The following is a 21,174-nucleotide window of genomic DNA, read 5'->3' as shown; positions in this document are numbered from 1 at the left end:
AAGGGGTGCATCATGGCAATCGTTAAATGCAAACCGACTTCCCCTGGCCGCCGTTTTGTGGTCAAGGTGGTCAACCAGGAGCTGCATAAAGGCGCTCCTCACGCACCGCTGCTCGAGAAAAAATCGAAGACTGGTGGTCGTAACAACAATGGTCGTATTACCACTCGTCACATCGGTGGTGGCCATAAGCAGCATTATCGTCTGGTCGATTTCCGTCGCAACGACAAAGATGGCATCACTGCCACTGTCGAGCGTATTGAATACGATCCAAACCGTACTGCTCACATCGCTCTGCTGCTGTACGCAGATGGCGAGCGTCGCTACATCATCGCCCCTAAAGGCGTGAGTGCTGGTGACCAGCTGATCGCAGGTGCTTTGGCACCGATCAAGCCGGGCAACGCTCTGCAACTGCGTAACATTCCAGTTGGTAGCACCGTACACGGCATCGAATTGAAGCCAGGTAAAGGCGCGCAAATCGCTCGTTCCGCTGGTGCTTCGGCTCAGCTGATCGCTCGTGAAGGTGTCTACGTGACCCTGCGTCTGCGTTCTGGTGAGATGCGTAAAGTGCTGGCTGAATGCCGCGCGACCCTGGGTGAAGTCTCGAACTCCGAGCACAGCCTGCGTTCGCTGGGTAAAGCTGGTGCCAAACGCTGGCGTGGCGTTCGCCCAACCGTTCGTGGTGTTGCCATGAACCCGGTTGACCACCCACACGGTGGTGGTGAAGGTCGTACCTCTGGTGGTCGTCATCCGGTATCGCCATGGGGCTTCCCGACTAAGGGCGCGAAGACTCGTGGTAATAAGCGTACCGACAAAATGATCGTCCGTCGTCGCAAGTAAATAGAGGGATACGACAGTGCCACGTTCTCTGAAAAAAGGTCCTTTTATTGATCTTCACCTACTGAAGAAGATCGAAGTGGCGGCGGAAAAGAACGATCGCAAACCAGTTAAGACCTGGTCGCGTCGTTCGATGATCCTGCCACAAATGGTCGGTTTGACCATCGCAGTACACAACGGTCGTCAACACGTCCCAGTTCTCGTTAACGAAGACATGGTCGGCCACAAACTAGGCGAGTTTGCCGGTACCCGCACTTATCGTGGGCACGTGGCAGACAAGAAAGCCAAGCGTTAAGGGGTAAGGAAATGGAAGTAGCCGCTAAGTTGTCGGGCGCTCGAATCTCCGCCCAGAAAGCCCGCTTGGTCGCCGACCAGATCCGCGGGAAGAAGGTGGGCGAAGCGCTCAACCTGTTGGCTTTCAGCAGTAAGAAAGCCGCCGAGATCATGAAGAAAGTGCTGGAGTCGGCCGTAGCCAACGCCGAGCATAACGAAGGCGCAGACGTTGATGACCTGAAGGTCAGCACCGTTTTCGTCAACGAAGGGCGTTCGCTGAAGCGTATCATGCCGCGTGCCAAAGGCCGTGCTGATCGCATCGTCAAGCGGTCTTGCCATATCACTGTCAAGGTTGCTGACAAGTAACGGAGTCGAAGAGATGGGTCAGAAAGTACATCCCATTGGCATTCGCCTGGGAATCGTCAAGGAGCACACCTCCGTCTGGTACGCAGACGGTCGGACTTATGCGGACTATTTGTTCGCTGATCTGAAGGTGCGTGAGTATCTCCAAGACAAACTAAAAAGCGCGTCCGTAAGCCGTATCGATATCCATCGTCCGGCACAAACTGCACGTATCACCATCCACACCGCTCGTCCAGGTATCGTTATCGGGAAGAAAGGTGAAGATGTTGAGAAACTGCGTCAGGACCTGACCAAGCAAATGGGTGTGCCTGTGCACATCAATATCGAAGAGATCCGTAAGCCGGAGCTCGACGGTATGCTGGTTGCGCAGAGCGTAGCTCAGCAGCTGGAGCGTCGCGTAATGTTCCGTCGCGCTATGAAGCGCGCTGTACAGAACGCCATGCGCATTGGTGCCAAAGGCATCAAAATCCAAGTGAGCGGTCGTCTCGGCGGTGCTGAAATCGCACGTACTGAATGGTATCGCGAAGGTCGTGTGCCACTGCACACCCTGCGTGCCGACATCGACTATGCCAACTACGAAGCTCACACCACTTACGGTGTGATCGGTGTAAAGGTTTGGATCTTCAAAGGCGAAGTAATTGGTGGTCGCCAAGAAGAACTGAAACCACAAGCACCAGCGCCTCGTAAAAAAGCTGCTAAGTAAGGGGTACGCCAAATGTTGCAACCTAAGCGTACGAAGTTCCGCAAGCAGATGACAGGTCACAACCGTGGCCTGGCACAGCGCGGTAGCAAAGTCAGCTTCGGCGAGTTCGCGCTGAAGTCTGTAGCTCGTGGTCGTCTCACCGCTCGTCAGATCGAGTCAGCGCGTCGTGCTCTGACCCGTCACGTTAAACGTGGCGGCAAGATCTGGATCCGTGTATTCCCGGACAAGCCGATCTCCAAAAAACCTCTCGAGGTTCGGATGGGTAAAGGTAAGGGTAACGTGGAATACTGGGTAGCCCAGATTCAGCCAGGCAAAGTCCTGTATGAAATCGAGGGTGTAACTGAAGAGCTGGCGCGTGAGGCTTTTGCCCTGGCTGCTGCAAAGCTGCCGCTCGCCACCGCCTTTGTTAAACGGACGGTGATGTGATGAAAGCGAATGAACTTCGTGAAAAATCCGCACAGCAGCTGAACGAGCAACTGCTCGGCTTGCTGCGCGACCAGTTCAATCTGCGTATGCAGAAAGCAACTGGCCAGTTGGGGCAGTCTCATCTGCTCTCGCAAGTTAAGCGTGACATCGCTCGCGTGAAGACTGTGCTCAACCAGCAGGCAGGTAAGTGATCATGGCTGAAGCCGAAAAGACTGTCCGTACGCTGACTGGCCGTGTTGTCAGCGACAAGATGGACAAAACCATCACCGTTTTGATCGAGCGTCGCGTTAAGCACCCGATCTACGGTAAATATGTTAAGCGTTCGACTAAGCTGCACGCGCACGACGAAACCAACCAGTGCCACATCGGCGACAAAGTCACTATTCGTGAAACTCGTCCGCTGGCCAAGACTAAGTCTTGGGCGCTGGTTGATGTTCTCGAACGCGCTGTGGAAGTCTAAGGACTAGGGGTCGGAGAAATTATATGATTCAGACTCAATCCATGCTCGATGTGGCCGATAACAGCGGCGCTCGCCGTGTTATGTGCATCAAGGTGCTGGGTGGCTCCCATCGTCGTTACGCTGGTATCGGTGACATCATCAAGGTTACCGTTAAGGAAGCAATTCCTCGCGGTAAAGTGAAAAAAGGCCAAGTGATGACTGCTGTTGTAGTCCGCACTCGTCACGGCGTACGCCGTGCAGATGGCTCCATTATCCGCTTTGATGGCAACGCTGCTGTTCTTCTGAACAACAAGCAAGAGCCGATCGGCACCCGTATCTTTGGGCCAGTGACCCGTGAACTTCGTACTGAGAAGTTCATGAAGATCGTCTCGCTCGCCCCAGAAGTGCTGTAAGGAGATCCGACATGCAAAAGATTCGTCGTGACGACGAGATCATCGTGATCGCCGGCAAAGACAAAGGTAAGCGCGGTAAGGTGCTTAAGGTTCTCGCTAATAACCGTTTGGTTATCGGTGGTCTGAACCTGGTTAAGCGTCATACCAAGCCTAACCCGATGTCGGGCGTACAAGGCGGTATCGTCGAAAAAGAAGCTCCGCTGGACGCTTCTAACGTCGCTATTTTCAATGGCGAAACCAACAAGGCTGACCGCGTTGGTTTCAAAGTAGAAGATGGCAAGAAAATTCGTGTCTTCAAGTCGACCCAAAAAGCGGTTGATGCTTGAACACTGCTAGGTAGAAGACCATGGCACGACTAAAAGAGATTTACTGGAAAGAAATCGCACCGAAGCTTAAGGAAGAACTTAAGCTTTCGAACGTGATGGAAGTTCCACGCGTTACCAAAATCACCCTGAATATGGGTCTGGGCGAAGCGGTCGGTGACAAAAAAGTCATCGAGCACGCTGTTGCTGACCTGGAAAAGATCACCGGTCAAAAAGTCGTTGTGACTTACGCTCGGAAATCCATCGCTGGCTTTAAAGTCCGTGAAGGTTGGCCGATCGGCGTCAAAGTGACTCTGCGCCGTGAGCGTATGTACGAATTCCTGGATCGTCTGCTGTCGATCTCCCTGCCTCGGGTACGCGACTTCCGCGGCCTGAATGCCAAGTCCTTCGATGGTCGTGGTAACTACAGCATGGGCGTGAAAGAGCAGATCATCTTCCCGGAAATCGACTACGACAAGATCGATGCTCTCCGCGGTCTGGACATCACCCTGACCACCACTGCCAAGAACGATGATGAAGGTCGCGCCCTGTTGCGTGCTTTCAAATTCCCGTTCCGCAACTGATTGGAGTAGGACCATGGCCAAGATGAGCATGAAAAACCGCGAGCTGAAGCGTCAGCTCACGGTTGCCAAGTACGCCAAGAAGCGTGCAGCACTGAAAGCAATCATCGTTGATCTGAACGCAAGTCCAGAAGCGCGCTGGGAAGCTACAGTTGCTCTGCAGAAGCAGCCACGTGACGCAAGCGCTTCGCGCATGCGTAACCGCTGCCGCCTGACCGGTCGTCCACACGGCGTTTACCGCAAGTTCGGCCTCGGCCGTAACAAACTGCGTGAAGCGGCAATGCGTGGTGACGTACCAGGTCTGGTTAAAGCCAGCTGGTAAGTACTTTCGAAGTCCAGGTGGTCTGCATCGCAAGATACTGACCGCCGGTGACCTTGAATCTGGAACAAGCCCCTTTTGGGGCTTGTTTCATTTCCGCAGTGTGTCTAGAATACCCGGCTCGCCTGAGCCCGTGTTTTCTATGCTCGGAGATTCTCGGCGACATATGTAGCCGCAAGGCTAATTTTTTTGTATTAGGAGCGTCTAGCCCATGAGTATGCAGGACCCGTTAGCGGACATGCTAACTCGTATCCGTAATGCCCAGATGGCTGAAAAGTCCGTCGTAAGCATGCCATCTTCCAAGTTGAAGGTAGCTGTTGCCAAAGTCCTGAAAGACGAAGGCTACATTGCGGGTTATCAGATCAGCAGCGAAATCAAACCACTGCTGTCCATCGAGCTGAAATACTTCGAAGGCCGTTCGGTCATCGAGGAAGTGAAGCGCGTTAGCCGTCCAGGCCTGCGTCAGTACAAGTCCGCTGAAGATCTGCCGAAAGTTCGTGGCGGTCTGGGCGTGTCTATCGTCTCCACCAACAAAGGTGTGATGACGGATCGTGCTGCGCGCGCTGCCGGTGTCGGCGGCGAAGTTCTTTGCACTGTGTTCTAAGGGGGGATAAGCATGTCTCGCGTCGCTAAGAACCCCGTTAAGCTGCCAGCCGGTGTCGAAGTCAAATTCGCAGGCCAACAGCTTTCGGTGAAGGGTGCCAAGGGCACTCTTGAACTGAACATCCATTCGTCCGTTGAGATCGTTGAAGAAGCTGGTGAGCTGCGTTTCGCTGCTCGCAATGGCGATCAACAAACTCGCGCAATGGCCGGTACCACGCGTGCGTTGGTAAACAACATGGTCCAAGGCGTAAGCCAAGGCTTCGAGCGTAAGCTCCAGCTGGTCGGTGTTGGTTACAAAGCGCAAGCAAAAGGCACGGTTTTGAACCTTGCCCTTGGCTTCTCGCACCCAGTGGATTACGAACTGCCGGAAGGCATCACCGCTGAGACCCCTAGCCAAACCGATATCCTGATCAAGGGTATTGATAAGCAGCTGGTAGGTCAGGTGGCCGCTGAGATCCGCGACTTCCGTCCACCAGAGCCGTACAAAGGCAAAGGTGTGCGCTACGCGGACGAAGTCGTCCGTCGTAAAGAAGCCAAGAAGAAGTAGGGCATAGCAAATGACCGACAAAAAAGTTACTCGACTGCGTCGCGCTCGCAAAGCACGCCTGAAAATGCACGAACTAGAAGTCGTGCGTCTCTGCGTGTTCCGCTCGTCGCAGCACATCTACGCCCAGGTCATCTCGGCCGACGGCAACAAAGTCCTGGCAAGCGCCTCGACTTTGGATAAAGAACTGCGTGATGGTGCCACTGGCAACATCGACGCGGCCACAAAGGTTGGCCAGCTGGTCGCTACGCGTGCTAAGGCCGCTGGCGTCTCGCAAGTGGCTTTCGACCGCTCTGGCTTCAAGTACCACGGCCGCGTTAAAGCGCTGGCTGATGCTGCTCGTGAAGCTGGGCTGGAGTTCTAAGTTATGTCAAATAACGACCAAAAGCGCGACGAAGGCTACATTGAGAAGCTGGTTCAAGTTAACCGCGTAGCCAAAACCGTTAAAGGCGGCCGTATCTTCACTTTCACCGCGTTGACCGTGGTTGGTGATGGTAAAGGGCGTGTTGGCTTCGGCCGTGGCAAGTCACGTGAAGTGCCTGCTGCGATCCAGAAGGCAATGGAAGCTGCTCGTCGCAACATGATCCAAGTTGATCTGAACGGCACCACTCTGCAGTACGCAATGAAGTCCGCCCATGGCGCTTCGAAGGTGTACATGCAGCCTGCTTCTGAAGGTACCGGTATCATCGCTGGCGGCGCTATGCGTGCTGTCCTCGAAGTTGCTGGCGTTCAGAACGTTCTGGCCAAGTGCTACGGCTCGACTAACCCGGTAAACGTGGTTCACGCCACTTTCAAAGGTTTGAAAGCTATGCAATCTCCTGAGTCCATCGCTGCCAAGCGTGGTCTGACTGTCAAGGAGATCTTCTGATCATGGCTACCGTTAAAGTAACGTTGATCAAAAGCATGACCGGCCGCATCCCTAACCACAAACTGTGTGTTAAAGGTTTGGGTCTGCGTCGCATCGGTCACACTGTAGAAGTCCAGGATACTCCCGAGAATCGCGGGATGATCAACAAGGCTTACTACATGCTGCGTGTAGAGGGTTAATCGATGAAACTCAATGATCTGAGTCCAGCGCCGGGTTCCCGTCGCGAAAAGCATCGTCCGGGCCGTGGTATCGGTAGCGGTTTGGGTAAGACTGGTGGCCGTGGCCACAAAGGTCAAACCTCCCGCTCCGGTGGCACCATTGCTCCAGGCTTTGAAGGCGGTCAACAGCCGCTGCATCGTCGCCTGCCTAAGTTCGGTTTCGTATCCCTGAAAGCCATGGACCGCGCAGAAGTGCGTCTGTCCGAGCTGGCTAAAGTGGAAGGCGATATCGTTACTGTGCAGACCCTGAAAGATGCCAACGTGATCAACGTCAACGTACAGCGTGTGAAAATCATGCTGTCCGGTGAAGTGACTCGCGCTGTCACTATCGGCAAGGGAATCGGCGCCACCAAAGGTGCGCGTTCGGCTATCGAAGCAGCTGGCGGCAAGTTCGAGGAATAAATGGCTAAGCAAGGTGCTCTCTCAGCGCTCGGCAAAGGCGGTATGTCTGAACTTTGGGCTCGTCTGCGTTTTCTGTTCCTGGCGATTATCGTCTACCGAATAGGCGCACACATCCCGGTTCCAGGTATCAACCCGGACCGACTCGCAGACCTGTTTCGACAGAATGAGGGGACCATTCTTAGCTTGTTCAACATGTTTTCTGGCGGCGCGCTGGAACGGATGAGCATCTTTGCACTGGGGATCATGCCGTACATTTCGGCATCGATCATCATGCAGCTGATGACCGCCGTCAGCCCGCAGTTGGAGCAGTTGAAGAAGGAAGGTGAAGCTGGTCGTCGCAAGATTAGCCAGTACACCCGCTACGGCACTGTCGTCCTCGCCCTGGTTCAAGCTATCGGCATGTCCGTTGGCTTGGCGGGGCAGGGGATTGCGTTCACTGTTGACTTTGGCTTCTATTTCGTCGCGGTATCCACTTTTGTGGCTGGTGCGATGTTCATGATGTGGCTGGGTGAGCAGATTACTGAGCGTGGTGTTGGTAACGGTATCTCGATGTTGATTTTCGCAGGTATCGTCGCCGGTCTTCCGAGAGCAATTGGGCAGTCTTTCGAGTCTGCACGTCAGGGTGATATCAATATTTTCGCCTTGGTTGCTATCGGTTTGCTGGCAGTAGCGATTATCGGTTTTGTGGTGTTCATTGAGCGTGGCCAGCGTCGTATTGCTGTTCACTACGCCAAGCGTCAGCAGGGCCGTAAGGTCTTCGCTGCGCAGACCAGCCACTTGCCGCTGAAAGTGAATATGGCCGGTGTTATTCCGGCAATTTTCGCGAGCAGCATTTTGCTGTTTCCGGCTTCGTTGGGTACCTGGTTTGGTCAGTCTGAAAATATGGGCTGGCTGCAGGACCTCTCTCAGTCGATCGCTCCTGGTCAGCCGTTGAATATTCTGCTGTTTAGTGCAGGGATTATTTTCTTCTGCTTCTTCTATACGGCGTTGATGTTCAATCCGAAAGACGTAGCGGAAAACCTGAAGAAGTCCGGTGCCTTTATTCCGGGTATCCGTCCAGGTGAGCAGTCGGCACGCTACATTGATGGCGTTCTGACTCGTTTGACCCTGTTCGGTGCTCTATATATGACGGCCGTGTGCTTGTTGCCCCAGTTCCTGGTGGTTGCAGCAAACGTTCCGTTCTACCTTGGCGGGACCTCGTTGCTGATCGTGGTCGTGGTTGTGATGGACTTCATGTCCCAAGTACAATCGCACCTCGTTTCGCACCAGTACGAATCCCTGATGAAGAAAGCCAACCTGAAGGGTTACGGCAGCGGCATGTTGCGCTGAGTACCCATAAGGTTCGAGGAGTTGGTGATGAAAGTTCGTGCATCGGTGAAAAAGCTGTGCCGTAACTGCAAGATTATTCGCCGCGAAGGTGTTGTTCGAGTAATTTGCAGCGCGGAACCGCGTCACAAACAGCGCCAAGGCTGAGTGTGATCCGCTTGAAGCCCGGCAGCTAGTGCGCTGCCGGGTTGATTATTTGTTATTACAGCGATATTATCTCGCGCCCTATTTCTTGGCTTCCGGGGCGTAGGTAGCTGTCAATTGGAGTCCCACTGAATGGCCCGTATTGCAGGCGTTAACATTCCAGATAACAAGCACACTGTTATCTCGCTGACCTACATCTATGGTGTTGGTCGCACTACTGCGCAGAAGATTTGCGCAGATACTGGGGTAAACCCAGCCGCAAAGATCAAAGATCTGAGCGACGAGCAGATTGAGCTGTTGCGTGGCGAAGTGGCGAAGTTCACCACTGAAGGTGACCTGCGTCGCGAAATCAACATGAAAATCAAGCGTTTGATGGACCTCGGTTGCTACCGTGGTCTGCGTCATCGTCGTGGTCTTCCAGTGCGCGGTCAGCGTACCAAGACTAACGCGCGTACCCGTAAAGGTCCGCGTAAGCCGATCCGCAAGTAATCGCCCACGCGAATCGACAGGAAATTAATCATGGCAAAACCTGCTGCTCGTCCTCGTAAAAAAGTTAAAAAGACAGTGGTTGATGGCATCGCCCACATCCATGCATCTTTTAACAACACCATCGTGACCATCACCGACCGTCAAGGTAACGCGCTGTCTTGGGCTACCTCTGGTGGTTCGGGTTTCCGCGGTTCCCGCAAGTCCACCCCGTTTGCTGCTCAAGTAGCTGCTGAACGTGCTGGTCAAGCTGCGCTGGAATACGGCCTGAAAAACCTCGACGTCAACGTCAAAGGTCCAGGTCCAGGTCGTGAGTCTGCTGTCCGTGCTTTGAACGGCTGTGGCTATAAGATCGCCAGCATCACCGACGTGACGCCAATCCCGCACAACGGGTGCCGTCCGCCGAAGAAGCGCCGCGTGTAATCCAGGAGATTGTAAAGAATGGCTCGTTACATTGGTCCAAAATGCAAACTCGCTCGTCGCGAAGGCACCGATCTCTTTCTGAAGAGCGGCGTGCGCGCGATCGAATCGAAGTGCAACATTGAAGCAGCACCTGGTATCCACGGCCAACGCCGCGGTCGCCAGTCCGATTACGGCACCCAACTGCGTGAAAAGCAGAAGGTCCGTCGTATTTACGGCGTTCTCGAGCGTCAGTTCAGCGGCTACTACAAAGAAGCTGCTGGCAAGAAAGGTGCAACCGGTGAAAACCTGCTGCAACTGCTCGAATGCCGTCTGGACAACGTTGTATACCGTATGGGCTTTGGTTCGACTCGCGCCGAATCCCGTCAGCTGGTATCGCACAAATCCGTCAGCGTAAACGGCCAAACCGTTAACGTCCCGTCCTACCAGGTTCGTGCTGGTGACGTGGTCGCGATTCGCGAGAAAGCAAAAAACCAACTTCGCATTGTCCAAGCTCTCGATCTGTGTGCCCAACGTGGCCGCGTAGAATGGGTAGAAGTAGACACTGAGAAGAAGTCGGGCGTTTTCAAGAACGTTCCTGCTCGCAGTGATCTGTCCGCCGACATCAACGAAAGCCTGATTGTCGAGCTCTACTCCAAGTAAGGGCTAGAAAATAGGTGCATCCATGCAGATTTCGGTAAATGAGTTCCTGACACCCCGCCACATTGATGTGCAGGTTGTCAGTCCAACCCGCGCCAAGATCACTCTCGAGCCTCTCGAGCGTGGTTTTGGCCACACCCTGGGCAACGCGCTGCGCCGCATCCTGTTGTCCTCAATGCCCGGCTGTGCAGTAGTCGAGGCCGAGATTGACGGTGTGCTCCACGAGTACAGCGCCATCGAAGGTGTACAGGAAGACGTAATTGAAATCCTGTTGAACCTTAAAGGTCTGGCTATCAAGCTGCACGGCCGTGACGAAGTTACGCTGACCTTGTCGAAGAAGGGTTCGGGGGTGGTTACCGCTGCCGATATTCAGCTGGATCATGATGTCGAGATCGTTAACCCCGATCACGTAATCGCTAACCTGGCGTCTAACGGCGCCCTGAACATGAAGCTCACCGTAGCTCGTGGTCGTGGTTATGAACCGGCCGACTCGCGTCAGAGCGATGAAGACGAAAGCCGCAGCATTGGTCGCTTGCAGCTTGACTCTTCGTTCAGCCCGGTTCGCCGCATCGCATACGTGGTGGAAAACGCCCGTGTCGAGCAGCGTACTAACCTGGACAAGCTGGTTATTGATCTGGAAACCAACGGTACTCTGGATCCTGAAGAGGCTATCCGCCGCGCTGCAACCATTCTGCAACAGCAGTTGGCTGCGTTCGTCGACCTCAAAGGTGACAGCGAACCAGTGGTAATCGAGCAGGAAGACGAGATCGATCCGATCCTGCTTCGCCCGGTTGACGATCTGGAACTGACTGTACGTTCGGCTAACTGCCTTAAGGCGGAAAACATTTACTACATCGGCGATCTGATTCAGCGCACCGAAGTAGAACTGTTGAAGACTCCGAACCTGGGCAAGAAATCCTTGACTGAAATCAAGGACGTTCTGGCCTCCCGCGGTCTGTCCCTCGGCATGCGCCTCGACAACTGGCCGCCTGCAAGTCTTAAGAAGGACGACAAGGCGACTGCCTGATCGTCGTAATCACCGAACGTGAGTTTGGTAAGGAATGAACCATGCGTCATCGTAAAAGTGGTCGTCACCTGAGCCGTACCAGCTCGCACCGCAAGGCCATGTTTCAAAACATGGCGGTGTCGCTGTTCGAGCACGAGCTGATCAAAACTACACTGCCGAAAGCTAAAGAACTGCGTCGCGTTGCTGAGCCGCTGATCACTTTGGCCAAGACAGACAGTCTGGCTAACCGCCGTCTGGCTTTCGACCGTACTCGTTCGAAAGCTATCGTTGGTAAGCTCTTCAACGACCTGGGCAAGCGTTATGCTACCCGTGAGGGTGGCTACCTGCGCATCCTCAAGTGCGGCTTCCGCACTGGCGACAACGCGCCTATGGCGTACGTCGAGTTGGTTGATCGTGCTACTGCCGGCGAAGCTGTAAGCGCCGAGTAAGACGACAGTCTGCAACGAAGAACCGGGCCTAGTGCCCGGTTTTTTGTGGGCGATGCAAAAGCTGTCTATATTCTTCACGTCGCTGCCGACGCTCTTCATAAAATAAATAGCTATCTGCTATGGCGGTTCATTAGTTATTTTCTATCAAAGTCCATGATTTAATGCATTTGATGGTGTCATCTTGATGGTCAATACTCCCTCCAAGCCGAGTAGCCGGCAGTTTCTAGCCTGACCTGAGGAAGATTGAGCATGAGCCAGAACAAAGTCCTTACCACCGCGAGCGGTGCGCCCGTCGCCGACAACCAGAACTCCCGCACTGCCGGCCCTCGTGGGCCATTGTTGCTCGACGACTTTCACCTGATCGAGAAGCTCGCCCACTTCAACCGTGAAAACATCCCAGAGCGTCGTGTGCACGCCAAAGGTTCGGGCGCTCACGGCACCTTTACCGTCACTAGCGATATCACCCGGCTCACCTGCGCCAAGCTGTTCGAGTCCGTTGGGAAGAAAACTCCAACCTTCCTGCGCTTCTCCACCGTGGGCGGCGAACGTGGTTCGGCGGATACTGCCCGTGACCCGCGTGGTTTTGCGTTGAAGTTCTATACCGAGGAAGGTAACTGGGACATTGTTGGTAACAACACGCCCGTGTTCTTTATCCGCGACCCGCTGAAGTTCCCTGACTTCATCCATACTCAAAAACGTCTGCCGCAAACGAACCTGAAAAGCGCGCAGATGATGTGGGATTTCTGGTCGCACTCGCCTGAGGCGCTGCACCAGATCACTATTCTGTTCTCGGATCGTGGTATTCCAGACGGCTACCGCCACATGCACGGCTTCGGTAGCCATACCTATAGCCTGATCAACGCCAGAGGCGAGCGCCACTGGGTTAAGTGGCACTACAAGACCAAGCAAGGGATCAAGAACCTGGCGCCTGACGTGGCTGAACGGCTGGCCGGTACCGACCCTGATTACGCTCAGCGCGACTTGTTTGAAGCGATTGCGCGCGGTGACTATCCAAAATGGAGTGTCAATATCCAGGTCATGACCGAGGCTCAGGCCACCGCGCACTATGAGAACCCCTTTGATGTGACCAAGACCTGGTCGCAGCAGGAGTTCCCGTTGATTGAAGTGGGTGAACTGGAACTCAACCGTAACCCATTGAATTACTTCGCTGAAGTAGAACAAGCTGCGTTTGGCCCAAGTAACATGGTTCCGGGTGTTGGCTTGTCGCCAGACCGCATGCTGCAAGGTCGTGTATTCGCCTACGCCGATGCCCACCGCTACCGCGTAGGGACGAACCATCAGCAACTGACGATCAATGCGCCTCTGCCTGTTGCGAATGCCCATACCTATCAACGTGATGGCTCAATGGCTTTTGGCACTAACGGCGGCGCGTCACCTAACTATGAGCCGAATAGCTATGCTAATTCACCGAAACAAGCGCCACAGTACGCTGAGCCGCCTTTGGCGTTGAGCGGCTCGGCAGATCGTTACGACCAGCGTGAAGACACCGACTACTACAGTCATGCAGGCGCGTTGTTCCGCTTGATGAATGATAGTCAGAGAACTCTGCTGATCAGCAACATTAGCGGTGCGATGGCGGGTGTTTCCAGCGATGTAGTCCAACGCCAACTGCAGCACTTCTTCAACGCAGACCCGGCTTATGGAGAAGCAATCGCAAGGGCACTGGGCGTAACGCTTAGTTAAGTCTAAACGATAAGCAGAACCGCCCTCATTTGGGCGGTTTTTGCGTTATTTCAGCTACTTTTCTCCGGAAATCTTCACTTTTCTGCCGTTGGTCCCGTGACCTCCGGGTCATCATGGTTCAAACTACAGACTTTCAAGCAGGGAGATGTAGGGCGATGCAAGGTCACCCCGACGTAATCGATTACCTCAACACGTTGCTGACGGGCGAACTGGCAGCTCGTGACCAATATTTCATCCATTCGCGTATGTACGAGGACTGGGGCTTTACCGAGCTCTACGAACGTATCAATCACGAAATGGAAGAAGAGGCGCAGCACGCCGATGCGCTGATGCGCCGCATCCTGATGCTCGAAGGCACGCCACGTATGCGTCCCGACGACCTGGATGTGGGCACCACAGTGCCTGACATGCTCGCAGCTGACCTTCGCCTCGAATACAAGGTGCGTGCCGCACTCTGCAAGGGCATCGAGCTGTGCGAGCAGCACAATGACTATGTCACTCGCGAAATTCTGCGCGTGCAGTTGAATGACACCGAAGAAGATCATACCTACTGGCTGGAAAAGCAGTTGGGCCTGATCAAATTGGTTGGCCTGGAGAATTACCTGCAATCGCAGTTCTGATTCCCGGCTACAAAAAAGCCCCTGTCACCGCAAAGTGACAGGGGCTTTTTCATGCGCCGGATAAATCAGGCTTTGTCGCGTGCTAACAACGGCTTCAGGTAGTAGCCGGTATGCGACTGCGGCATCTCGCAGACCTGCTCCGGCGTACCGACCGCAATAATCTGGCCGCCCTTGGAGCCGCCTTCCGGCCCCAGGTCCACCAGCCAGTCGGCAGTCTTGATCACATCCAGGTTGTGCTCGATCACCACCACTGTGTTGCCGTGGTCGCGCAAGCGGTGCAGCACGTCCAGCAATTGCTGAATATCCGCAAAGTGCAGGCCTGTGGTCGGCTCATCGAGGATATACAGGGTCTTGCCGGTATCGCGCTTGGACAGCTCGCGCGACAGCTTCACGCGCTGCGCCTCACCACCGGACAACGTTGTCGCCGATTGCCCTAGCTTGATGTACGACAGGCCCACATCCATCAGCGTCTGCAGCTTGCGCGCCAACGCTGGCACCGCGTCGAAGAACACCCGCGCTTCCTCGATGGTCATCTCCAGGGTTTCGTGGATGTTCTTGCCCTTGTACTTGATCTCCAGGGTTTCGCGGTTATAACGCTTGCTCTTGCACACATCGCACGGCACGTAGATGTCCGGCAGGAAGTGCATCTCCACCTTGATCAAGCCATCGCCTTGGCACGCTTCGCAGCGCCCGCCCTTGACGTTGAACGAGAACCGCCCAGGCCCATAACCCCGCGAGCGGGATTCCGGCACACCGGCGAAGAGTTCGCGTATTGGCGTGAACAAGCCGGTATAGGTCGCGGGGTTGGAGCGCGGTGTACGGCCGATCGGGCTTTGGTCGATGTCGACGACTTTGTCCAGATGCTCCAGGCCCTTGATGCTGTCGTGTGCAGCCGCTTCCAGAGTGGTCGCGCCGTTCAAGGCGGTGGCACTCAGTGGGAACAGCGTGTTGTTGATCAGCGTCGACTTACCCGAACCGGAAACGCCGGTCACACAGGTCAGCAGGCCCAGAGGAATTTCCAGGTCCACATTGCGCAAGTTGTTGCCGCGCGCGCCCTTGAGATGCAACGCCATCTTCTTGTTGCGTGGCGTACGCTTGGCCGGCACTGCAATCTTCACGCGGCCGGACAGGTACTTACCGGTCAACGAATCCGGGTGAGCCATGACCTCGGCCGGCGTGCCCTCGGCAACAATATGCCCACCGTGCACACCCGCGCCCGGGCCGATGTCGACCACGTAATCCGCCAGGCGGATCGCGTCTTCATCATGCTCGACCACGATCACCGTGTTGCCGATGTCCCGCAGATGCTTCAGCGTTCCCAGGAGACGGTCGTTGTCCCGCTGGTGTAGGCCAATCGACGGTTCATCGAGGATGTACAGCACGCCCACGAGGCCGGCGCCAATCTGGCTGGCCAGGCGAATCCGCTGGGCTTCACCGCCAGACAAGGTATCCGCGCTGCGATCCAGCGACAGGTAATCCAGGCCGACGTTAACCAGGAACTGCAGGCGCTCACGGATTTCCTTGAGGATCTTGTCGGCAATCTCCCCACGGCGTCCGGTCAGCTTGAGCCCGGCAAAATACTCACAGGCATCGCCGATCGGCAGGTTGGTCACTGCCGGCAACGTTTTCTCACCCACCCACACATGCCGCGCTTCGCGACGCAGACGAGTGCCGCGGCAATCCGGGCAAGGCTGAGTGCTGAGGAATTTGGCCAGTTCTTCGCGCACGCTCGCCGACTCAGTCTCGCGGTAGCGCCGTTCCAAGTTCGGCACGATGCCTTCGAACGGGTGCGAGCGCTTGACGATATCGCCACGATCATTCAGGTATTTGAAGTCGACATTCTGCGAACCGCTGCCGTGCAGGATGACCTTCTGCTGCTCCGCCGGCAGTTGGTTGAACGGCACTTCCAGGCTGAATTTATAGTGCGAGGCCAATGACCCCAGCATCTGGAAGTAGTAGACGTTACGCCTGTCCCAACCGCGTATCGCGCCCTCCGCCAAGGTCAGCTCGCCGTTGACGAGGCGCTTGATGTCGAAGAACTGTTTAACCCCAAGCCCATCACACGTCGGGCAAGCGCCGGCCGGGTTGTTGAAGGAAAACAGCTTGGGTTCCAACTCGCTGATGGCATGGCCACAGATCGGGCACGCAAAGCGCGCAGAGAAGATGATCTCTTCGCCCGGCTCGTCATCCATTGGCGCAACCAGTGCAATACCGTCCGCCAGTTTCAGCGCGGTCTCGAACGACTCGGCCAAACGCTGCTGCAAGTCGGCGCGCACCTTGAAGCGGTCGACCACCACATCAATGGAGTGCTTCTTCTGCTTGTCGAGCTTCGGCGTTTCATCCAGCTCATAGAGCTTGCCGTTGATGCGCGCGCGCACAAAACCTTGCGCACGCAACTCTTCGAAGACCGAAAGGTGTTCACCTTTACGCTCACGAATCACCGGCGCCAGCAGCATCAGCTTGGCGCCTTCCGGCTGAGCCAGCACCAGGTCGACCATCTGGCTGACGGTCTGGGCTTCCAGCGGAATATCGTGGTCCGGGCAACGCGGAATACCCACGCGCGCATACAGCAGACGCAGGTAGTCGTAGATTTCGGTGATGGTGCCCACGGTGGAGCGTGGGTTATGGGAGGTCGACTTCTGCTCGATGGAGATCGCCGGCGACAGGCCTTCAATGGTGTCGACGTCGGGCTTTTCCATCATCGACAGGAACTGGCGGGCATAGGCCGACAGCGATTCCACATAGCGACGCTGACCTTCGGCATACAGCGTGTCGAACGCCAGGGACGATTTGCCGGACCCGGACAAGCCGGTGATGACGATCAGTTTGTCCCGGGGCAGGGTCAGGTCGATGTTCTTCAGGTTGTGGGTTCTAGCCCCACGAATCAGGATCTTGTCCAAGATGGCCTCGCACGGCGGGCGTAAATAATGCAGGAGTATACGGCTAAAGACTGGATGAATATACACTGCCAAAGTGCCGGGTGCAGCCTTACATGAAAGCTGCGCGGCAAAGCGCCGCATATACCCTCTCAATCGATGGGACTGGTAGAATCGCCGCCGGTTCACACGAGGTTTTTCCATGCACGATCCCCACAGCGAACGCATGAGTAGCGGCGAGACCCGAGCGGCAAGCGGTCTGGCCCTGGTGTTCGCCTTCCGTATGCTTGGCATGTTTATGGTGTTGCCGGTGCTGGCGACCTATGGAATGGATCTCGCAGGCGCAACCCCCGCCCTGATCGGTCTGGCGATTGGTGCCTATGGCCTGACCCAGGCGCTTTTTCAGATTCCGTTCGGGATCATTTCCGACCGCATTGGTCGCCGCCCGGTTATTTACCTGGGGCTTATCGTGTTCGCCCTCGGCAGTTTGCTTGCGGCACAGTCGGATTCGATCTGGGGTGTAATCGCCGGGCGCGTCCTGCAAGGCGCTGGGGCGATTTCCGCCGCCGTCATGGCGCTGCTTTCGGACCTGACCCGCGAACAACACCGCACCAAGGCCATGGCCATGATCGGCATGACCATCGGCCTGTCGTTCGCGGTGGCCATGGTGGTCGGCCCCTTGCTGACGCGCGCCTTTGGTCTGCACGGGCTGTTCCTCGCCACGGGCGGCATGGCGTTGTTCGGCATTGTGATCGTAGCGTTTATGGTGCCGCGCTCCACCGGCACCCTGGCGCACCGTGAGTCCGGCGTTGCACGCAAGGTGTTATTGCCGACGCTCAAGCACCCGGACCTGCTGCGCTTGGATTTAGGTATCTTCGTATTGCACGCGATGCTGATGTGCAGCTTCGTCGCGCTGCCCCTGGCACTGGTCGAAAAAGCCGGCCTGCCCAAGGAGCAGCACTGGTGGGTCTACCTGACTGCTTTGTTGATCTCGTTCTTCGCCATGATCCCGTTCATCATCTACGGCGAGAAGAAACGCAAAATGAAACGAGTTCTGCTGGGCGCCGTCGCGACATTGATGCTCACTGAGCTATTCTTCTGGGAATTCGGCGACAGCCTGCGGGCGTTGGTAATCGGCACGGTGGTGTTCTTCACCGCGTTCAACCTGCTGGAGGCTTCGTTGCCTTCGCTGATCAGTAAAGTTTCACCGGCCGGTGGCAAAGGCACGGCGATGGGCGTGTATTCCACCAGCCAGTTCCTTGGTTCTGCGCTGGGCGGCATCATGGGTGGCTGGATGTTCCAGCATGGCGGTTTGTCGGTTGTGTTCCTCGGATGCGCCGGGCTGGCTGCACTTTGGCTGGCCTTTGCTGTTACCATGCGCGAACCTCCGTACGTCACAAGCCTGCGCCTGCCGCTGTCGCCCGAAGCAATTCGTGAAGCTGGCCTGGTAGAGCGCCTGAAGGCCGTCGTTGGGGTAACAGATGCAGTGGTGGTCGCTGAAGAGGCGGCCATTTACATCAAATTGGACACCGAATTATTGGATCGCGCGACGCTCGAGCAACTGGTCAACCCAGTGCCGACAGCGCGCCCAGCTTAGGAGAACGTTATGGCCCGTGGGGTTAACAAAGTCATATTGGTCGGTACATGCGGCCAGGATCCCGAAGTTCGCTACTTGCCTAACGGTAACGCCGTGACCAACCTGAGTCTGGCGACCAGCGAACAGTGGACCGACAAGCAGACCGGCCAGAAGGTCGAGAAGACCGAATGGCACCGCGTGTCGATGTTCGGCAAGGTTGCAGAGATCGCCGGTGAGTACCTGCGCAAAGGTTCGCAGGTCTACATCGAAGGCAAACTGCAAACCCGCGAGTGGGAAAAAGACGGCATCAAGCGTTACACCACTGAAATCGTGGTCGACATGCAAGGCACCATGCAACTGCTGGGCGGCCGTCCACAGCAGGGCGACCAACAAGGCGGGGGCAATAACTACCAGCAGTCCGCTCCGGCCCCACGCCAGCAGGCTCCGCGCCCGCAGCAGTCGGCACCGCAACAGTCGCGTCAGGCGCCGCCGCCACAACAGGCCGCTCCACAGCCGGCTCCGGATTTCGACAGCTTTGATGACGATATCCCGTTCTGAACCGCAGCTTTTTCAGAACCGTAAACATTAGAAGCGAAGCCATTAATTTGGCTTCGCTTTTTTATGGGCACGCTAAAAGGAACCCGGATCTCTGTATGTTGAGTTTTAGCGCTAAATTGCAGTGGCGTTGGGTTTCTCTGTGAAAAACGTTTCGATGTTTTTTTCCAGGTGATTGACCGAGCTGTCGATGCGTTGAAGAAAATCATTAATTTTTGAATGGCCCCGGTCATGCCGGTAGCGCAGCAGTTCCCTCGATTCCGCGTCGACATTCATCCAATACGGCGAGGTCACTAATTCGTTTTCTCTGGTTGTGGCCAGGCGTCTCATGGTGGAGCCTTCGAAAGGACAAGAGTGAATGTCACGCGATATTCTGTACAGCTTGTGATCGTTGGTGCCCACCCAACTGTCGATCTTCAGCTTCTTTCCCGCTATTTCAATGTCGCCTTTCAGATCTGACACGTTTGCACCGCTTAACCAGAAAAGGTCCAGCGCAGAGTCGAAAGCTGAGCTTTTGCATTTTTCAAGCGTCGATTTGGGTTTGGCAAAATTCTCTATGATGTCTTTCCTACGCTGCTTTACTGTTGGAGGTAGCTGGTTTATTTCCTTTTTGTTAAGCGTCCAAAAGGCGTACTTCGCTATTTCCAACTCAAATGCGCTCACCATGTCGATCATGCTGATCATGCCATGCAGATAGATCGAGAATTGATCTTCTGGTGAGAGGTTGGAGTGATTCAGTTTTATGTTTTGAATGTGTAGAAAGGCGGTATAGGCACAGCCAAAGACGAGCCTGGAGCCGTCGTCAAGTTTGGTAAAAGTGACCCTTTGCTCTGCCGCATTGGTATCGTACGGGCGCTGTGTAGCCTCGGTATCGTCCTTATGGGCAGGCCAGAATTTTCTGCAAAAGCGTTCATAAGCGTGCTGGGCAGTACTGACTCTCCATTCAGGCATTTCATGAACGCCGATGCCTGAGAGGGCAACCTTGCCTTCATTGAGTAGCCGGTAAAGAGGCAGTAACCCTACTCGTTCTACATCCTCAACGGTCGCCGCTTCCGTCAGGTCTTCCATCCTTTGTATCGAGCAATTATCCAGGTTTATTTGAACCAGATAGCCTGCTTGGGCCATTTGCAGCGTGTACGCCGGTGTCAGTATCCGATGAGTCTCGTGGGCATGACGACAGGGTTTGATAAATTGAATGTCCCAATTCTCTTTGTTCATCTCTATTTGGTGCCATAGGTTGAGCGCGCATCAATCCTGGCATTTGTTCTCATGGCTCACAAGATTTAGGCTGTGGCCAACCTCAAGACGTAGGAACGCCGCGATGACCTGGTCAGCCAAGCAGTACACGATGTTTGAACAGCAGCGCACCCGTCCCGTCCGTGACCTGGTCGCGGCCATCCCCAATACGGATGTGCGCACCGCCGTCGACTTGGGCTGCGGCCCTGGCAATTCCACCGAAGTGCTGGCCGAGCGTTTTCCACAGGCACACGTGACCGGCATGGACAGCTCCGACGATATGTTGGTGGATGCCCGTAAGCGCCTACCGGCACTGAATTTCGAGTTGGCGGATATCGGCGCCTGGAATCCAGCACAAAAAACCGACGTGATTCTGGCCAACGCTTCCCTGCAATGGCTGCCGAACCACGCCACGCTCTATCCGCACCTGGTCAGCCAACTGACGCCTGGCGGCACGCTGGCCGTGCAAACCCCGGACAACCTCGACGAACCGGCCCACCGCCTGGCCCGTGACGTCGCGGCCGATGGCCCATGGGCGGCGAAGATCGGTGCGGTCAAACACAATGAGCGGCACACGGCGCCTTACTACTACGAGCTGTTGAGCCAACACTGCAGCACCGTCGATGTTTGGCGCACCACCTACCAGCACCCGCTGGCAGACCACGCGGCCGTGGTGGAATGGTTCAAGGCTTCGGCTTTGCGGCCCTTTCTCGCACCGTTGACCGATAGCGAAAAAGCCGCCTTCCTACAGGAATACCAGGCGCGGATTACCCAGGCTTACCCAGCGCTGGGCGATGGCACCGTGTTGCTGCCATTCCCGCGTCTGTTCATCATCGCTACCCGCTGAAG

The 21,174-nt window shown here is 55.6% G+C and carries 31 protein-coding genes; 29 read left to right on the top strand and 2 right to left on the bottom strand.

Going from position 1 to position 21,174, the window contains the following annotated elements; genetic code table 11:
* Window positions 1–12 precede the first annotated feature (12 nt).
* From rplB to bfr, 26 genes are all read left to right on the top strand, one after another.
* Entirely contained in the window at window positions 13–837 is an 825-nt protein-coding gene (rplB, locus tag K0P33_RS29005) for a 50S ribosomal protein L2 (RefSeq protein WP_032884535.1), read from the top strand.
* Window positions 838–853: 16 nt separating this feature from the next.
* Window positions 854–1,129: a 30S ribosomal protein S19 gene (gene rpsS / locus K0P33_RS29000; RefSeq protein ID WP_002555486.1), complete on the top strand. Its 276-nt coding sequence runs from the start codon at window positions 854–856 to the stop codon at window positions 1,127–1,129.
* An 11-nt stretch (window positions 1,130–1,140) separates the two neighbouring features.
* Entirely contained in the window at window positions 1,141–1,473 is a 333-nt protein-coding gene (gene rplV, locus K0P33_RS28995) for a 50S ribosomal protein L22 (RefSeq protein ID WP_003103908.1), read from the top strand.
* A gap of 13 nt (window positions 1,474–1,486) precedes the next feature.
* Complete coding sequence (rpsC, locus tag K0P33_RS28990; protein WP_003176422.1) at window positions 1,487–2,173, top strand: 30S ribosomal protein S3; 687 nt, start codon at window positions 1,487–1,489, stop codon at window positions 2,171–2,173.
* A 12-nt stretch (window positions 2,174–2,185) separates the two neighbouring features.
* Window positions 2,186–2,599 (top strand): 50S ribosomal protein L16, encoded by a 414-nt coding sequence (rplP, locus tag K0P33_RS28985; protein ID WP_003232424.1) that lies wholly within the window; start codon window positions 2,186–2,188, stop codon window positions 2,597–2,599.
* Window positions 2,599–2,790, top strand: a complete 192-nt coding sequence (gene rpmC / locus K0P33_RS28980) for a 50S ribosomal protein L29 (RefSeq protein WP_002555481.1) — start codon at window positions 2,599–2,601, stop codon at window positions 2,788–2,790. The genes rplP and rpmC overlap by 1 nt, the downstream gene beginning before the upstream one ends.
* A 2-nt stretch (window positions 2,791–2,792) precedes the next feature.
* On the top strand, window positions 2,793–3,059 hold the full coding sequence (rpsQ, locus tag K0P33_RS28975) for a 30S ribosomal protein S17 (protein WP_003176419.1): 267 nt from the start codon (window positions 2,793–2,795) through the stop codon (window positions 3,057–3,059).
* Window positions 3,060–3,082: 23 nt separating this feature from the next.
* Window positions 3,083–3,451, top strand: a complete 369-nt coding sequence (gene rplN / locus K0P33_RS28970) for a 50S ribosomal protein L14 (protein WP_002555479.1) — start codon at window positions 3,083–3,085, stop codon at window positions 3,449–3,451.
* A gap of 11 nt (window positions 3,452–3,462) precedes the next feature.
* Window positions 3,463–3,777 carry a 50S ribosomal protein L24 gene (gene rplX, locus K0P33_RS28965; RefSeq protein ID WP_003176416.1) on the top strand — a complete coding sequence of 105 codons (315 nt, stop codon included), beginning with the start codon at window positions 3,463–3,465 and terminating at the stop codon, window positions 3,775–3,777.
* A 20-nt stretch (window positions 3,778–3,797) separates the two neighbouring features.
* Entirely contained in the window at window positions 3,798–4,337 is a 540-nt protein-coding gene (gene rplE / locus K0P33_RS28960) for a 50S ribosomal protein L5 (protein ID WP_003176415.1), read from the top strand.
* Window positions 4,338–4,350: 13 nt separating this feature from the next.
* On the top strand, window positions 4,351–4,656 hold the full coding sequence (gene rpsN / locus K0P33_RS28955; RefSeq protein ID WP_003176414.1) for a 30S ribosomal protein S14: 306 nt from the start codon (window positions 4,351–4,353) through the stop codon (window positions 4,654–4,656).
* A 208-nt stretch (window positions 4,657–4,864) separates the two neighbouring features.
* Window positions 4,865–5,257, top strand: coding sequence for a 30S ribosomal protein S8 (gene rpsH / locus K0P33_RS28950; protein ID WP_003176413.1), 393 nt, complete (start codon window positions 4,865–4,867; stop codon window positions 5,255–5,257).
* A gap of 12 nt (window positions 5,258–5,269) precedes the next feature.
* The gene (gene rplF / locus K0P33_RS28945) at window positions 5,270–5,803 is read left to right on the top strand and encodes a 50S ribosomal protein L6 (RefSeq protein WP_003176412.1); all 534 of its coding nucleotides are present in this window, start codon (window positions 5,270–5,272) and stop codon (window positions 5,801–5,803) included.
* A gap of 10 nt (window positions 5,804–5,813) precedes the next feature.
* Entirely contained in the window at window positions 5,814–6,164 is a 351-nt protein-coding gene (gene rplR / locus K0P33_RS28940) for a 50S ribosomal protein L18 (RefSeq protein WP_003186037.1), read from the top strand.
* Between the two features lie 3 nt (window positions 6,165–6,167).
* Window positions 6,168–6,668 (top strand): 30S ribosomal protein S5, encoded by a 501-nt coding sequence (gene rpsE / locus K0P33_RS28935; RefSeq protein WP_003176409.1) that lies wholly within the window; start codon window positions 6,168–6,170, stop codon window positions 6,666–6,668.
* A gap of 2 nt (window positions 6,669–6,670) precedes the next feature.
* On the top strand, window positions 6,671–6,847 hold the full coding sequence (gene rpmD / locus K0P33_RS28930) for a 50S ribosomal protein L30 (protein ID WP_003176408.1): 177 nt from the start codon (window positions 6,671–6,673) through the stop codon (window positions 6,845–6,847).
* Window positions 6,848–6,850: 3 nt separating this feature from the next.
* Window positions 6,851–7,288: a 50S ribosomal protein L15 gene (gene rplO / locus K0P33_RS28925; protein WP_003176407.1), complete on the top strand. Its 438-nt coding sequence runs from the start codon at window positions 6,851–6,853 to the stop codon at window positions 7,286–7,288.
* Window positions 7,289–8,617 carry a preprotein translocase subunit SecY gene (secY, locus tag K0P33_RS28920; RefSeq protein ID WP_094950471.1) on the top strand — a complete coding sequence of 443 codons (1,329 nt, stop codon included), beginning with the start codon at window positions 7,289–7,291 and terminating at the stop codon, window positions 8,615–8,617.
* Between the two features lie 27 nt (window positions 8,618–8,644).
* On the top strand, window positions 8,645–8,761 hold the full coding sequence (gene rpmJ / locus K0P33_RS28915) for a 50S ribosomal protein L36 (protein WP_002555468.1): 117 nt from the start codon (window positions 8,645–8,647) through the stop codon (window positions 8,759–8,761).
* 129 nt (window positions 8,762–8,890) lie between these two features.
* The gene (gene rpsM / locus K0P33_RS28910; protein ID WP_003210063.1) at window positions 8,891–9,247 is read left to right on the top strand and encodes a 30S ribosomal protein S13; all 357 of its coding nucleotides are present in this window, start codon (window positions 8,891–8,893) and stop codon (window positions 9,245–9,247) included.
* 30 nt (window positions 9,248–9,277) lie between these two features.
* The gene (gene rpsK / locus K0P33_RS28905; protein WP_002555466.1) at window positions 9,278–9,667 is read left to right on the top strand and encodes a 30S ribosomal protein S11; all 390 of its coding nucleotides are present in this window, start codon (window positions 9,278–9,280) and stop codon (window positions 9,665–9,667) included.
* An 18-nt stretch (window positions 9,668–9,685) separates the two neighbouring features.
* On the top strand, window positions 9,686–10,306 hold the full coding sequence (rpsD, locus tag K0P33_RS28900) for a 30S ribosomal protein S4 (RefSeq protein ID WP_003210056.1): 621 nt from the start codon (window positions 9,686–9,688) through the stop codon (window positions 10,304–10,306).
* A gap of 22 nt (window positions 10,307–10,328) precedes the next feature.
* Window positions 10,329–11,330 (top strand): DNA-directed RNA polymerase subunit alpha, encoded by a 1,002-nt coding sequence (gene rpoA / locus K0P33_RS28895; RefSeq protein ID WP_003176403.1) that lies wholly within the window; start codon window positions 10,329–10,331, stop codon window positions 11,328–11,330.
* Between the two features lie 41 nt (window positions 11,331–11,371).
* Window positions 11,372–11,758 carry a 50S ribosomal protein L17 gene (gene rplQ, locus K0P33_RS28890; protein ID WP_007918448.1) on the top strand — a complete coding sequence of 129 codons (387 nt, stop codon included), beginning with the start codon at window positions 11,372–11,374 and terminating at the stop codon, window positions 11,756–11,758.
* A 249-nt stretch (window positions 11,759–12,007) separates the two neighbouring features.
* Complete coding sequence (locus tag K0P33_RS28885) at window positions 12,008–13,462, top strand: catalase (protein ID WP_242152971.1); 1,455 nt, start codon at window positions 12,008–12,010, stop codon at window positions 13,460–13,462.
* 155 nt (window positions 13,463–13,617) lie between these two features.
* Entirely contained in the window at window positions 13,618–14,082 is a 465-nt protein-coding gene (gene bfr, locus K0P33_RS28880) for a bacterioferritin (RefSeq protein ID WP_015886133.1), read from the top strand.
* Window positions 14,083–14,147: 65 nt separating this feature from the next.
* Here the strand turns inward: bfr and uvrA are convergent, their stop codons facing one another.
* Window positions 14,148–16,982, bottom strand: a complete 2,835-nt coding sequence (gene uvrA / locus K0P33_RS28875; protein ID WP_094950480.1) for an excinuclease ABC subunit UvrA — start codon at window positions 16,980–16,982, stop codon at window positions 14,148–14,150.
* 178 nt (window positions 16,983–17,160) lie between these two features.
* Here uvrA and K0P33_RS28870 point away from each other — a divergent pair, with 178 nt between their 5' ends.
* Window positions 17,161–18,555, top strand: a complete 1,395-nt coding sequence (locus K0P33_RS28870) for an MFS transporter (protein ID WP_242152967.1) — start codon at window positions 17,161–17,163, stop codon at window positions 18,553–18,555.
* Between the two features lie 9 nt (window positions 18,556–18,564).
* A complete protein-coding gene (locus K0P33_RS28865; protein WP_010467282.1) occupies window positions 18,565–19,092 on the top strand; it encodes a single-stranded DNA-binding protein in 528 nt (175 codons plus the stop codon).
* Between the two features lie 111 nt (window positions 19,093–19,203).
* Here the strand turns inward: K0P33_RS28865 and K0P33_RS28860 are convergent, their stop codons facing one another.
* The gene (locus tag K0P33_RS28860; RefSeq protein ID WP_094953398.1) at window positions 19,204–20,307 is read right to left on the bottom strand and encodes a hypothetical protein; all 1,104 of its coding nucleotides are present in this window, start codon (window positions 20,305–20,307) and stop codon (window positions 19,204–19,206) included.
* Between the two features lie 103 nt (window positions 20,308–20,410).
* On the opposite strand from K0P33_RS28860, the gene tam reads away from it, so the two are divergent.
* Window positions 20,411–21,172, top strand: a complete 762-nt coding sequence (gene tam, locus K0P33_RS28855) for a trans-aconitate 2-methyltransferase (protein WP_242152964.1) — start codon at window positions 20,411–20,413, stop codon at window positions 21,170–21,172.
* Window positions 21,173–21,174: the final 2 nt, after the last annotated feature.

It is taken from the genome of Pseudomonas sp. ArH3a, from assembly GCF_022648765.1.
GTDB lineage: Bacteria > Pseudomonadota > Gammaproteobacteria > Pseudomonadales > Pseudomonadaceae > Aquipseudomonas.
Note: the sequence above shows the minus strand (reverse complement) of the source record. Positions and strands in the feature narration are given on the sequence as shown.